The 12,867-nt window shown below is 75.1% G+C and carries 13 protein-coding genes and 1 pseudogene; 3 read left to right on the forward strand and 11 right to left on the reverse strand.

Translation table 11 applies throughout. The features are described from left to right. Window positions 1-4 precede the first annotated feature (4 nt). The 11 genes and pseudogenes from MLUT_RS18875 to MLUT_RS18925 all read right to left on the reverse strand — a co-directional run bounded on the left by MLUT_RS18875 (window position 5) and on the right by MLUT_RS18925 (window position 10,044). Window positions 5-379 (reverse strand): LpqB family beta-propeller domain-containing protein, encoded by a 375-nt coding sequence (locus MLUT_RS18875; protein ID WP_041779787.1) that lies wholly within the window; start codon window positions 377-379, stop codon window positions 5-7. Continuing rightward, on the reverse strand, window positions 376-510 hold the full coding sequence (locus MLUT_RS24095; protein ID WP_256868284.1) for a hypothetical protein: 135 nt from the start codon (window positions 508-510) through the stop codon (window positions 376-378). The genes MLUT_RS18875 and MLUT_RS24095 overlap by 4 nt, the downstream gene beginning before the upstream one ends. Beyond that, window positions 480-2,303, reverse strand: coding sequence for an MtrAB system histidine kinase MtrB (gene mtrB, locus MLUT_RS18880; protein WP_012750978.1), 1,824 nt, complete (start codon window positions 2,301-2,303; stop codon window positions 480-482). The genes MLUT_RS24095 and mtrB overlap by 31 nt, the downstream gene beginning before the upstream one ends. 4 nt (window positions 2,304-2,307) lie before the next feature. Next, window positions 2,308-2,988 (reverse strand): MtrAB system response regulator MtrA, encoded by a 681-nt coding sequence (gene mtrA, locus MLUT_RS18885; protein ID WP_012750979.1) that lies wholly within the window; start codon window positions 2,986-2,988, stop codon window positions 2,308-2,310. 152 nt (window positions 2,989-3,140) lie between these two features. After that, window positions 3,141-4,256 (reverse strand): hypothetical protein, encoded by a 1,116-nt coding sequence (locus MLUT_RS18890; protein WP_012750980.1) that lies wholly within the window; start codon window positions 4,254-4,256, stop codon window positions 3,141-3,143. Continuing rightward, window positions 4,249-4,638: a chorismate mutase gene (locus MLUT_RS18895; RefSeq protein WP_012750981.1), complete on the reverse strand. Its 390-nt coding sequence runs from the start codon at window positions 4,636-4,638 to the stop codon at window positions 4,249-4,251. Before MLUT_RS18895 ends, MLUT_RS18890 begins: the two co-directional genes overlap by 8 nt. 9 nt (window positions 4,639-4,647) lie before the next feature. Then, window positions 4,648-5,784 carry a tRNA 2-thiouridine(34) synthase MnmA gene (gene mnmA, locus MLUT_RS18900; protein ID WP_012750982.1) on the reverse strand — a complete coding sequence of 379 codons (1,137 nt, stop codon included), beginning with the start codon at window positions 5,782-5,784 and terminating at the stop codon, window positions 4,648-4,650. Window positions 5,785-5,823: 39 nt separating this feature from the next. Next, window positions 5,824-7,026, reverse strand: coding sequence for a cysteine desulfurase family protein (locus MLUT_RS18905; RefSeq protein WP_012750983.1), 1,203 nt, complete (start codon window positions 7,024-7,026; stop codon window positions 5,824-5,826). Between the two features lie 22 nt (window positions 7,027-7,048). Continuing rightward, window positions 7,049-7,946: pseudogene (locus MLUT_RS23655) on the reverse strand (IS5 family transposase). A 57-nt stretch (window positions 7,947-8,003) separates the two neighbouring features. Then, window positions 8,004-8,693: a potassium channel family protein gene (locus MLUT_RS18920; RefSeq protein WP_012750984.1), complete on the reverse strand. Its 690-nt coding sequence runs from the start codon at window positions 8,691-8,693 to the stop codon at window positions 8,004-8,006. Then, a complete protein-coding gene (locus MLUT_RS18925; protein ID WP_046154733.1) occupies window positions 8,686-10,044 on the reverse strand; it encodes a TrkH family potassium uptake protein in 1,359 nt (452 codons plus the stop codon). Before MLUT_RS18925 ends, MLUT_RS18920 begins: the two co-directional genes overlap by 8 nt. A gap of 65 nt (window positions 10,045-10,109) precedes the next feature. Between MLUT_RS18925 and folP the strand changes: the two genes are divergently transcribed. Genes folP through MLUT_RS18940 form a run of 3 tightly spaced genes read left to right on the forward strand, consistent with a single transcriptional unit; the run spans window position 10,110 to window position 12,840 of the window. After that, a complete protein-coding gene (gene folP / locus MLUT_RS18930) occupies window positions 10,110-11,099 on the forward strand; it encodes a dihydropteroate synthase (protein WP_012750986.1) in 990 nt (329 codons plus the stop codon). After that, complete coding sequence (locus MLUT_RS18935) at window positions 11,096-11,887, forward strand: pyrimidine reductase family protein (protein WP_012750987.1); 792 nt, start codon at window positions 11,096-11,098, stop codon at window positions 11,885-11,887. Before folP ends, MLUT_RS18935 begins: the two co-directional genes overlap by 4 nt. Beyond that, entirely contained in the window at window positions 11,884-12,840 is a 957-nt protein-coding gene (locus MLUT_RS18940) for a J domain-containing protein (protein ID WP_012750988.1), read from the forward strand. The genes MLUT_RS18935 and MLUT_RS18940 overlap by 4 nt, the downstream gene beginning before the upstream one ends. Window positions 12,841-12,867 lie beyond the last annotated feature (27 nt).

Below are 12,867 nucleotides of genomic sequence, written 5' to 3' on the forward strand. Positions count from 1 at the left end.
CGCCCTAGTCCCCGGCGCCGTCGCCCCGGGTGATGCGCGGCTCCGCCGAGTACACGAGGGTGCGCTGCCCGGGCGTCCACTGGGTGGCCGCGGGCCCGTCGAGGAACTCGCGCGCCACCGCGTAGTCGTCCTGCGGGCTCGTGCCCGCGAGCAGGAAGCCCCGGATGGCCTCCTCCGCCGTGTCCGACTCGGCCGGTCCCGGCGGATGGAACTGCGGCGCATCGGCGTCTGCGGTGGCCCCGTCGACCGGGTCCGCGCTGCGCACCTCGGAGCTCTGGGGGATCTGGGTGCAGCCGCTGAGGGCGAGCACCAGGGCGACGATCACGCCGACGACGGCGAGCCGCGGCGGGCGGGGCGGCTGCGGATCCACGGTGGTCATCGGGCCTCCTCGGCCGGGTCGTCGCCGGTCGGGTCCCCGGTGGCCGGCCCGTGGGCGGGATCCTCCGCAGGGACCACGCGCACCGGCCGGGTCGGTGCGGTCAGGGCCTGCTCGGCCTGGCGCGCGGACACGGCGGGGCCGCCGTGGCGACGTCCGCGACCGTGCCGACGGCGTCGGCGTCCGCCTCCTGCGGGACGGGCCGGGACAGGTCATCGGCGTACCGGCGGTCAGCCGTGCTGTAGCGGGGCGGAATGGGCAGCACGGAGCGGCCGATCGGCTCCGGGGCCTCCGCGCCCTGCGCGGCCGGGCGCGGCGCCCGCGGCAGGGTCACCATGAAGGTGGACCCCTCCCCCAGCTCGCCCCACGCCTCGAGCCGGCCGCCGTGCAGCCGGGTGTCCTCGGTGGCGATCGCCAGACCCAGTCCGGACCCGCCGGTGGTGCGCTTGCGTGCAGGGTCGGCACGCCAGAACCGGTCGAACACGCGCTGCACCTGCTCGGGGCTCATGCCGATGCCGTGATCCACGACGGCGAACGTGACGGCCTCCTCGTCGGCCGCCACGAGCACGTCCACCGGCCGGCCCTCGGCGTGCTCGATCGCGTTGTTCACCAGGTTGCGCAGGATCCGTTCGATGCGCCGCGGGTCGACGTGGGCGACGTGGCCGTCGGCGCGGTCCCGGTCCATGGGCACCACGTACACGGGCACGCCGATCTGATCGGCCAACGGCTGAGAGGTGAGCACGACGTCGCGGGCCAGCTCGAGCATGTCCGTGGCCTCGAGGGCGAGGGTGGCGGCGCCGGCGTCGAACCGGGTGATCTCCAGCAGGTCCGTGAGCATGGCCTGGAAGCGGTCCACCTGGTGGTAGAGCAGCTCGGTCGAGCGTCGGTTGACCGGGTCGAAGTCCTCGCGCGAGCCGTACAGCACGTCGGCCGCCATCCGCACGGTCGTCAGCGGCGTGCGCAGCTCATGGGAGACGTCCGAGACGAACCGCTGCTGCATCTGGGACAGCTGGGCGAGCTGGCCGATCTGGTCCTGGATGCTGTCCGCCATCCGGTTGAAGGACATGCTCAGGCGGGCCATCTCGTCCTCGCCGTCGACCGGCATCCGCACGGCCAGGTTGCCGCTCGAGAGGGACTCGGCCGCCCGGGCCGCCTGCTGCACGGGCCGGGTCACACGCCGCGAGACCCACCACGAGACCAGCACGTTGATCACCAGGAAGCCGACGCCGAACACCAGCAGCACCCCGAGCACCGAGTCGAGCGAGCTCTGGACGTCCGCGAGGTCGTAGACGAGGTAGAGCCCGTAGGTGGCACCCGGGGGCAGCACCACCTGGGCGCCGAACACGAGGCCGGGCCGGGTGCCGCCGCCGGGGTTCGGCAGCGCCACGCTCGCGTCGTACACGCCCGGCCCGGAGGCGACCGCGTCCTGCAGCTCCTGGGGGATCACCGCGGGATCGAGCCCGGCGGAGGAGATCGTTCCCACGTACGCGGACTCGGAGTCCGGCAGCGGGGCGAGGTGGTAGCGGCGGCGGATCGTGGTACCCGAGTCCCCCTCGAGGGCACGCAGGGTCTGGGTCACCAGCACGTCCGTGCTCTGCGCGTCCGTGGCGGTGGTCTGCGCGAACGTCTCGCGCACCTGACTCAGGCCACGGCGTGCCTCGGACTGCACCTGCTCGTAGCGGGCCTCGAAGAGGGCCTGGGTGATCTGCTGCGTCAGGAACGCGGCGACCACGAGGCCCGCGAGGATCGAGAGCAGGGCCGCGAGCACCGCCGTGCGCAGCCGCAGGGACCGACGCCACCGGCGGCGCAGCGCACGCCACGCGGGGCCGGGGACCCACGACCGTGGGCGGCCGGCGGCGGGCTCGACCGGCTCGGCACCGGCCTCGGCCGCCGGGGCCGCGCTCACACCCGGGCCGGACACGGTCATGCGCTCAGCCCTGGCCGGCCTTGTACCCGACGCCGCGGACGGTCAGCACGACGCACGGGTTCTCGAGATCCGGCTCGACCTTGGAGCGCAGGCGCTGGACGTGGACGTTCACGAGCCGGGTGTCGGCCTGGTGCCGGTAGCCCCAGACCTCCTCCAGCAACATCTCGCGGGTGAAGACGTGGCGCGGCCGCCGGGCGAGGGCCACGAGGAGGTCGAACTCCAGCGGGGTGAGGGCGATGCCGACGCCGCCGCGGGTGACCTGGTGGCCCGCCACGTCGATCTCGAGGTCCCCGATGTGCAGGACCTCCGCCGGCTTGGCCTCCCCCTCACGCAGGCGCGCCCGGACGCGGGCCACGAGCTCGGCCGGCTTGAACGGCTTGGGCACGTAGTCGTCCGCACCCGACTCGAGGCCGCGCACCACGTCCGCCGTGTCCGACTTGGCCGTGAGCATCACGATCGGCACGTCCGACTCGGCTCGGATGAGCCTGCAGACCTCGATGCCGTCGATGCCGGGGAGCATGAGGTCCAGAAGCACCAGATCAGGGCGCTCGCGGTGGAACGCGGGCAGTGCGGAGGTGCCGTCTGCGGCGAACGTCGGCTCGAAGCCGTCGTTGCGCAGGACGATGCCGATCATCTCGGCCAGCGCCTCGTCGTCGTCCACCACCAGGATCTTGGCCTTGCCCATCCTGACCTCCTCGTCAGCGCTCCCCCCGGCGCCGCGGGCGGGACCGGCCCCGGGCACAGGAAATTTTCAGGATCAGCCCGATGATACCCGCCGGGCGGGCCCGTCCCCGGCGGACGACGCCGGAGGTCGCCCCGGTCCGTCGGGGCGCCGGCTCAGCCGCGCAGCTCGGCGAGCCGTGCGGTCAGCTCCTCCGCGTCCCGCCGCAGAGTGCGGAGCACGGCGGGGTCGTGCGACCCCGCCGCTGTGAGGCCGACGTCACCCACGCGTCCGGGGTCCACCCCCAGCCGTTCCCACGTGCGGACGACGTCGACCGGACGCACGCCCGGCTCGGGGGCCAGCGTCAGCCCGCGCCCGATGTCGGCCCAGCCGGCCGCCGCCTCCCACGCCTCGCGGGTGCCGGGCGTGCCGTCCGCGCCGTCGTCGAGGGCGCCCACGCCCACCACGAGGGAGACCGGGGCCGGGGCGGGCGCGTCCGCGGCTGCGTCGGGCCTGGGCAGGGACTCTCCCGTCAGCGTCGCCAGCGCGGCGGGCCCGGGCAGCTCGGCCCCCGGGGAGGTGGCCCGGCGGCCCGGCGCGAGCCACACCCGGGCGACGTCGGGCAGGACGGTGAGCCCGTCGAGGGCGGCGCGCCACAGCCCGCGGGCCTCCTCGCGCGGCAGCGACCGGACGGTGCGGTACCCGCTCGCGGTGGGCAGGGTCCCGGCGAGGACGGCCGCCGCCCACGGCTCGTCGACGACGACGCCGAGACGGGCCGCGCCGGTGGCCCTCCGGAGGCGGGGCAGGGCGTCCTGCAGCCCCTCGAGATAGGACTCGGCGACGTCGCGGCGCGCGCCGTGGTCGCCGAGGACGCGCTCTCCCCCGGGCAGCCAGAGGCCGGCGAGCAGGCTGAGCGGGCCGCGCACCCGCACGGCCAGACGTTCGACGACGGCGCCCTCGGCCCCCGCGGTGTCCGCCCAGCGGTGCGCGTCCTCGCGCCAGAGGGAGACGGCGCGGCGTCGGTCGCGGCCGGAGCCGGCGGCCCCGGGCGGGCTGACCCGCCAGCCGTGCGGCTGCAGGTCGACGGCCAGCTCCTGCAGGAGGGCGGCCGAGCGGCCGGTGGCGTCGGCGCCGGGTCCGCGATCGGGCAGCTCGGGAAGCACCGGCCAGTGGTCCGCGCCGAGCTCGCCGAGCGTGACGCGCTGCGCCTCGGCGACGTCGGTGCCGCGCCACGGCGTGCCGCCGAGGGCGACGGTGCCGCTGGCGCCGTCGTCGTGGGCGGCCTCAGTCATCCGCGTCCCCGGGGCACTCCCCCGGCTCCGCCTCGGCGTCCGGCCGGCCCTCGGCCGCCAGCGCGCGGTGGTGGCGGATGACCTCGGCGATGATGAAGTTCAGGAACTTCTCGGCGAACGCGGGCTCGAGGTCCGCCTCGAGCGCGAGCCGGTGCAGCCGCGCGATCTGGGCGGCCTCACGCCCGGGGTCCGAGGGCGGCAGGTCGTGCCGGGCCTTCAGCGCGCCGACCCGCTGCGTGAACTTGAACCGCTCGGCCAGCAGGTAGACGAGCGAGGCGTCGATGTTGTCGATGCTGCCGCGGATCGCGAAGAGCTCGTCGAGGACCGCCGGGTCCGCGGTGCCGGGCAGCGAGCTGGCGTGGGGGTCGTAGTCCGGGCTCATGGCCGAAGCCTACGCATCCGCGGGGGCCGACAGCCGGGCATTGCGGGCGGTGTCGATGGTGGCCTGGCCGAGCACGCGGGTGCCCCGGTACAGGACGGCCGTCTGACCGGGGGCCACCCCGCGCAGGGGGCGCGCCGGCTCGATCTCCCACCCCGGATGCCCCGCCGCGTCGGCGCGCTGACGGGCGCGGGCCTCGACGATCTCGCCGTGGGCCCGGAACTGCAGCGCGCAGTCGAACCAGGCGCCCGTGCGGGCTTCGGGCACCGGGGCGCCGGCCCACGACGGGCGGATGCCGGTGATGCGGTCGACGTCGAGCAGCTCGCGGCCGCCGACGACCACCTTGTTCTCCTTCGGCCGCACCTCGAGCACGAACCGGGGCTTGCCGTCGGGCGCGGGACGGCCGATGGCCAGGCCCTTGCGCTGGCCGACCGTGAACGCCTGGGCGCCCGCGTGGGTGCCGAGCTCCTGCCCCTCCGGGTCGACGATGGGGCCGGGGGCGAGGTCGATGCGCTCGGCGAGCCAGCCGCGGGTGTCGCCGTCGGGGATGAAGCAGATGTCGTGGGAGTCCGGCTTCGCCGCCACGGACAGGCCGCGCTCGGCCGCCTCGGCGCGCACGAGCTCCTTGGACGGCGTGTCCGCGAGCGGGAAGAGGCAGTGGGCGAGCTGATCCGCGGTGAGCACGCCGAGCACGTAGGACTGGTCCTTCGCATCGTCCGCAGCGCGGTGCAGCTCCAGCGAGCCGTCCGGACCGGGCCGCACGGCGGCGTAGTGGCCGGTGCAGACGGCGTCGAAGCCCAGCTCGAGGGCGCGCTCGAGCAGCGCCGCGAACTTGATGCGCTCGTTGCAGCGCATGCACGGGTTGGGCGTGCGGCCGGCCTCGTACTCGGCCACGAAGTCGTCCACGACGTCCTCCGCGAACCGCTCGGAGAAGTCCCACGTGTAGAAGGGGATGCCGAGCCGCTCGCACGCGCGCCACGCGTCCGAGGCGTCCTCGATGGTGCAGCAGCCACGCGAGCCGGTGCGCAGGGTGCCGGGCATGCGGGACAGGGCCAGGTGGACGCCGACGACGTCGTGCCCGGCGTCCACGGCACGCGCCGCGGCGACGGCGGAGTCGACTCCCCCGGACATGGCGGCCAGGACCTTCACGGGCGGACTCCTCTCTCGACGACGGACGGGCGCTCCAGTCTAGACGCCCGGCCCCAGCAGCGTCCGCAGCGCGTCCATGAGCGCGGCCGTCTCGGCCGGCGTCGTCGTCCGGCCGAGGGTGAACCGCTGGGTGGCCCGTGCGTCGGCCTCCGTCCGCCCCGGCAGGGCCGCGACCACGTGCGACGGCTGCGCCACCCCGGCGGTGCACGCCGACCCGGACGAGGTGTCCAGCCCGGCCATGTCGAAGGAGAACAGCAGCGCGTCCGCCGTCCGGCCCGGCACGGTGATGTGGACGTTGCCGGGCAGTCGGCGCGTCCCCGGCGGCAGCGGCTCCCCCGTCGCCGGGTCGAGGTCCCGCGGCCCGGTCAGGCGCACCCCGTCCAGGGCGTCGACGGCGGCGATCACCTCGTCCCGCAGCCCGCCCAGGCGGGCGGCCTCGGCGGGCTGCTCCGCGACGGCCTCCGCCACGGCGGCCGCCAGCGCGGCGGCCAGGGCCACCGACACCGTGCCCGAGCGCAGGCGGCGTTCCTGGCCGCCGCCGTGCACCACGGCCTCCAGCGTGACGTCCCGGCGCACGAGCAGAGCACCGACACCCACGGGGGCGCCGACCTTGTGCCCCGAGACGGCCAGGGTCGCGGCCCCGGACGCGGCGAAGTCCACGGGCACCGCCCCGAGAGCCTGGACGGCGTCGGTGTGCAACGGGACCCCGTGCTCGGCCGCGAGCCGGGCGGCCTCGGCCACGGGCTGGACCGTGCCGATCTCGTTGTTGGCCCACATCAGCGTGGCCAGGGCGGTCCGCTCGGGCGCGGCCGCCAGCGCGGCCCCCCATGCGGCGAGGTCGACCCACCCGTCGTCGTCGACCGGGACGAGCACCGGCTCGGCGCCCTCGTGCGCGGCGAGCCAGTCCACCACGTCGAGGACCGCGTGGTGCTCGATGCCGGTCAGCACGATCCGGGTGCGCTCCGGCGCCACGGCGCGGCGGGCTCGGTACAGCCCCTGGACGGCGAGGTTGTCCGCCTCGGTGCCCCCGGACGTGAGGATCACCTCGGAGGGGTGTGCCCCGAGCGCCGCGGCGATGCGCTCCCGCGCCTCCTCGAGGCGCAGCTTGGCCCGGCGGCCGGAGGCGTGGAGGGAGGCCGGGTTGCCCGGCAGCGCGGCCGCCTCGGCCAGGGCCGCGAGCGCGGTGGGGCGCACCGTCGTGGTGGCGGCGTGGTCCAGGTGCACGCGGTCCGGGGTGGTCACCCGGCCAGTCTAGGGCGTGTTGCTAAAGTAGGGTAGTCAGCCAGTGCAGTGTCGCTGCGAGGCTGAGCCCGGCGTGATAGTTCCGGGCGTACTTGTCCGAACGCATCGCGATCCCTCGCCACTGTTTGAGCCGGTTGAAGCACCGCTCCACGACATTGCGTCCCCGGTAGCGCTGGCGCTGGTCTTCACCGAAGTCGATCGGTCTTCCTGGGCGGCGGCGCCGGTGCGCGATCTGATCGGCCCGCTCGGGGATCGTGGCCGCGATGCCATGCCGGCGCAGCCAAGCCCGGTTCGCCTTCGAGGGGTAGCCCTTGTCCGCAATCAGGCGGTCAGGCCGTATCCGGGGCCGCCCACGGGCCCCGGCAACGCTGATCTGCTCCATCGTGGTGGCCAGCATCGAGGTGTCCGCGACCTGGCCGCCGGTCACCACGAACGCCAGCACCCTGCCCTTGCCATCACAGACCAGATGAGACTTCGTCGTCAGACCGCCGCGGGAGCGTCCGATGGCATGATCAGCCGGCTCGTCCCCGGATTTCTTGTAGTTCATCCAGGCCCCCTGTGGGGCGGGGCAGGGTCGCCCCGTGCTGGTGGACGCGCACGATCGTGGAATCGATCGAGGCCACCCAGTCCAGCTCGCCAGCCTGCTGTGCCATGGACTGGGTCTTCTCCAGCACCCGCTCCCACACGCCCTGGGCGGCCCACCGGTTGAAGTTCTTGTAGATCGTGTTCCAGTTCCCGAACCGCTCGGGCAGATCCCGCCACGGCGCCCCGGTGCGGAAGCGCCACGCGGTGGCCTCGACCACCGCGCGCCGATCCACGGGCGGACGCCCGGTGGTCTTGGCTTCGGGGAACAGTGGGCCGATCACGGCCCAGACCTCGTCCGAGATGACATCACGCGACATGACCCCAGACTCGCGCATCCACGTCCCCGAACCCTTTAGCAACACGCCCTAGGAGCCGCGCCGGATGTGCCCGGATCAGTCCCGGGCGAGGAACCGCTCGACGTCGCGGGTCGGGCCCACCAGGAGGATCGTGTCCTCGGGCTCGAGCACGTAGTGACTCGGCGGGTAGAGCCACGTGCCGCGGCTGCGGACCGCGACCACGCGCATGCCCCGCTCCCCCGCGAGCCCGGTGGCTCGCAGGTCCCTGCCCAGCAGGCGCGACGGCGGCGTGGCCCGGACCATGGCCAGGCCCGGCTCGACCTCGACGAAGTCCTGGAAGGACGTGCTGACCAGGTGCGCCACGCGGCGGCCCATGTCCCGCTCCGGGTGGACCACGTGCTCCACGCCGAGCTGACGCAGGATCTCGCCGTGGCGGTCGTCATTGGCCTTGGCCCAGAGCTGGTGCGTCCCGAACCGCCGCATCAGCGAGACGGTGAGGATCGAGTCGGCGAGGTCGCCGCCGATGGCGACGACGACGTGGTCCATCTCGTGGACCGAGAGCTGGCGCATCGCCTCCTCGTCCGTGCTGTCCGCGCGGACGACGTGGGTCAGCCGGCCGTTGAGCGCCTGGACGGCCTCGGCATCGGCGTCGACCCCCAGCACGTGGCAGTCGGACTCCATGAGCTCGAGGGCGACCCCGGAGCCGAACCGGCCGAGCCCGAGGACGGCCACGGTGGGGCGGTCGCCCCGGCGGGGGGCGAACAGGGAACGGGTGAGATCAGCCAATGAGGGGCCTCTCCTTCGGGTACTCGAAGTGGCGGGTGCGGTCGGTCAGGGCCAGGCTGCCGGCGACGGTGGCGGGGCCGATGCGGCCGACGAACATGAGGAGCATCAGGATGCCCTGCGCGGCCGGCGGCAGCTGGGCGGTGATGCCGGTGGACAGGCCCACCGTGCCGAACGCGGACACGCACTCGAACAGGATCTGGTCGGTCGTGAACGAGGACAGGCCCATGAGCGCCATCGTGGCGACGGCGATCGCGGTCGCGGAGAGCATGATCACGGTGATCGCCTCGCGGTGCGTGGTCCGGGAGAGCCGGCGGCCGAACGCATGGACGGCGCCCTCCCCCCGGATCTCCGCGAGCACGATGAACAACAGGACGCTCGCCGTCGTGATCTTCACGCCCGAGGCGGTGCCGGCGGGGCCGCCGCCGATGAACATGAGCACGTCGGTGCCGAAGAGCGTCACGGGGTGCATCTGCCCGTAGTCCAGGGTGTTGAAGCCGGCGGTGCGGGTCGTGACGGACTGGAAGAACGCCGCGAGCACGCGCGAGGCCGGGTCCAGACCGCCCAGGGTCCGCGGGTTGGACCACTCGAGGACGAGGTACATGAGCGTGCCGCCCACCAGCAGCACCGCGGTGCCCACGAGCACGAGCCGGACCGTGAGGTTCCACCGCTCGGGTCGACGCAGGTCCCGCCGCAGGGTCAGCACGACCGGCAGGCCCAGGCCGCCCAAGATGATCGCCGCCGCGATCGGCAGGCAGATGAACGGGTCCGAGACGAAGCCCATGAGGTTGTCGCTGAACAGCGCGAACCCGGCGTTGTTGAATGCGGAGACCGCGTGGAAGACCCCCTGCCACAGTGCCTGGCCCGGGGACATCCCCGCGCCCAGCCAGAAGCGCAGGCTCAGCAGCAGCGCCACCGAGGCCTCGACGGCCGTGGAGTACAGGATCAGGGCCCGCAGCACCCGGGGCAGGTCCCCGATCCCCTCGGCCCGGGTGGAGGCCGCGGCGTCGAGGCGCTGGGTGAGGCCGAGCCGCCGGAGGATCACCAGCCCCAGCAGCGACGTGAACGTCATGACGCCCAGGCCACCGAGCTTGATGAGCGCGAGGATCACGACCTGGCCCAGGGGTGTCCAGAACGTCTGGGTGTCCACGACGCCGAGTCCCGTCACCGTGGTGGCGCTGGTCGCCGTGAACGCGGCCTCCAGCGGGGTGGGCGCGCGGCCCTGATACGAGGCGGGCAGCAGCAGTGCGCCGGTGCCCGTCACGATGACGACGAGGAAGGACCCGACCACGAGCTGGGTCGGACGGATACGGGGCCGACGCGGGCAGACCCGCGGCGACGAGGTGGATGCCACGGGAGGGAAACATAGTCCTCCCGGGGCGCACTGTCACCGTGCGGCGCCGATGGTTGAATGGCCGGGTGCCGACCCCCTCCGTCCCCCTCGTCCACCCGGTGCACCGGTTCGCCCACCAGGAGATCGACTTCCGCCGCCGGATCGTCACGATGGCCGTGGTCAACCGCACCCCGGACTCCTTCTACGACGACGGCGCCGGCGCCGTCCTGGAGGACGCCCTCGCCCAGGCCCACGCCGCGGCGGACGCCGGAGCCGAGTGGGTCGACGTCGGCGGCGTGCCGTTCGCGCCCGGGGCGGAGCTCGACCCCGCCGAGGAGGCGGCGCGGGTGGTCCCCCTGATCGCGGCCCTGCGGAGCGGGGACGGAGCCGGGTCGTCCGAGGCGTCGCGCCGGCTGATCCTCTCGGCGGACACGTTCCAGCCGGCCGTGGCCGAGGCGGCCCTGGCCGCGGGGGCGGACGTCGTCAACGACACCACGGGACTGTTCCACGCGGACCTGGGCCGGGTGGTGGCCGCCGCGGGCGCGCACCTCGTGGTCACCCACTCCCTCGCCCACGTGCGCGGACCCCGGGCCGTGGTCCCCCGGCCGACGTACGGCGACGTCGTCACGGAGGTCCGCGACCACCTGCGGCGCACCGTCGACCGTGCTGTGGCGCTCGGCGTCCCCGAGGAGAGGATCATCGTGGACCCCGGCCACGATCTGAACAAGAACACCCGGCACACCCTCGAGATCACGCGGCGGCTGGACGAGATCGCCGCCCTGGGGCTGCCCGTGCTGGCCGCGGTCTCGAACAAGGACTTCATCGGCGAGAGCCTGGACAAGCACCGGCACGAGCGGCTGCCCGGCTCGCTGGCCGCGGCCGCGGCCTGCGTGTACGGCGGCGCCCGGATCCTGCGCATGCACGACGCCGACGCCTCCGTCTCGGCGGCCCGCATGCTCGAGTGCGTGTTCGGGTGGCGTGAGCCGGCGCGCCTGGTCCACAACATGGGTGCGGAGAACCCGCCGCCGGACCGCAGCACCCTCGCCGAACACCGGGTCCATGGGGGCTGGGCGTGAGGCGCCTGGCCGAGACCGGCCCCGGCCTGGACGACGACGCCCTCCGCGCCGCCCTCGCGGCCCCGACGGTCGAGGACACCGGCCCCGGAGCCTGGGTCCGCGTCGTGTTCATCGCCTCCGCCGACGGCGCGGCCACCCTGGACGGCCGTGCCGGCGGGCTCGGCTCCCCCGCCGATCAGCGGCTGCTCTCGCTGTCCCGGCACGACGCCGACGTCGTGCTCGTGGGGGCCGGGACCATCCGGGCCGAGGGCTACGAGGGTGCGCTGCTGTCCGAGGAGGACCGGCGTCGACGCGCGGACGCCGGCGGGCCCGCGGACCCGCCCGTGGCCGTGGTCAGCGGCAGCCTGGACCTGGACCCGGAGTCCGCGTTCTTCACGGCCGCCCCGGTGCGCCCCTGGATCCTCACGTCCCGGGCCGCCCTCGCGGGCGAGCCGGAGCGGGCGACGGCCCTGGCCGCGCGCGCCGAGGTGCTGGCGGTCGGCGAGGAGCACGTGGATCCCCAGACCGTGGTGGCGACCCTGCACGCGCGCGGCGCCCGCGTCGTCCACTGCGAGGGCGGACCGCGCCTGTTCGGCAGCCTCGCGGCGGCCGGCCTCGTGGACGAGGTGCACCTCACCGTGGCGCCGCTGCTGGCCGGACCCGCCGCCGGCCGCGTCCTGACCGGGGAGGACGGCCCCGGCCTCCCCGCCCGGCTGCAGCTGGTCCAGGTGCTCCACGACGACGGCATGCTGTTCCTGCGCCTGCACCACGAGCGGCACGCCTCCCCCGGCCCGGACCCCACGCCGTGAGCGCGGCCGAGGAGCACCGCACCGCCTACGAGGTCCTGGGCGTGTCCCGCGACGCGACCGCCGAGGAGGTCCGGCGGGCCTACCGCCGCGCGGCCCGGGCCGCGCACCCCGACGTGGGCGGCGACCCCGCCGCCTTCCGGGCCGTGACGCGGGCGTGGGACCTGCTCGGCGACGCCGAGGCCCGGCGCCGGTACGACCTCTCGCTGCCCGGACTCGACGTCGCCCGGGCCCGCGACCCCCGCGCGCGGGCCGGATCAGGGCGGGCGAGACCGTCGGGACCGTCCGGACCCCGCGGACGTGCCGCCCGCCCCGTGCGCTACGAGCCCCCGCCCGGCGAGGTGGAGGCCGACCCGACCGTGCTGGACCTGCCGCGATCGAGCCAACGCGTCCACGGGGCACCGCGGCCGCGCGGGATCCTGCCGGACGAGCACCGGGTGCTGCGGCAGGCCCGCACCCTCGACGTGCTGCTGCGCCACGTGGCGGACGCGCTCCCGGCCGCCCGGGTCCTGACCGGGCTGCGGCTGGACGGGCGCTGGGGACGGCACCTCGACGTGGACCACGCGGTGCTGTGCGGCCACCGCCTGGCGCTGATCGGCTCCGTCATGGTCCCGGAGGGGACCTACACCTGGGACGGGGCGGACCTGCGCTCCCGGGGCCGTCCCGTGACCCCGCCGTTGCTCGGCCCCGCAATGATGGCGTGGCAGCAGGCCCTGCCCCAGGTCACCGTCGGCGGCTTCATGCACGTGATGACGGACCGCGACGCGCGGCACGCGCCCGTGATCCGGCACGCGCGGGGCGCGAACTCCCCGGGGACGCAGGCCGACCTGCTCACCGCCCCGCCCGCGCCCGGGCTCGCCTTCGCCCGCGAGGTGGCCCTCTTCCTGGGCACAGGCCCGGACCCGGACCTCGTGGACCGCCGCGCGCTCGGCGCGCTGGTCGCCCGGCTCCACTGAGCCAGACCCCCGCCCGGCGACGCCGCA

The organism is Micrococcus luteus NCTC 2665, assembly GCF_000023205.1.
Classification (GTDB): domain Bacteria; phylum Actinomycetota; class Actinomycetes; order Actinomycetales; family Micrococcaceae; genus Micrococcus; species Micrococcus luteus.

Coding starts and splice junctions, on each gene's coding strand:
- MLUT_RS18890 (WP_012750980.1), bottom strand. CDS start 4,256: ATGACTGAGGCCGCCCACGACGACGGCGCCAGCGGCACCGTCGCCCTC.
- mtrA (WP_012750979.1), bottom strand. CDS start 2,988: ATGGGCAAGGCCAAGATCCTGGTGGTGGACGACGACGAGGCGCTGGCC.
- MLUT_RS18875 (WP_041779787.1), bottom strand. CDS start 379: ATGACCACCGTGGATCCGCAGCCGCCCCGCCCGCCGCGGCTCGCCGTC.
- mtrB (WP_012750978.1), bottom strand. CDS start 2,303: ATGACCGTGTCCGGCCCGGGTGTGAGCGCGGCCCCGGCGGCCGAGGCC.
- MLUT_RS18895 (WP_012750981.1), bottom strand. CDS start 4,638: ATGAGCCCGGACTACGACCCCCACGCCAGCTCGCTGCCCGGCACCGCG.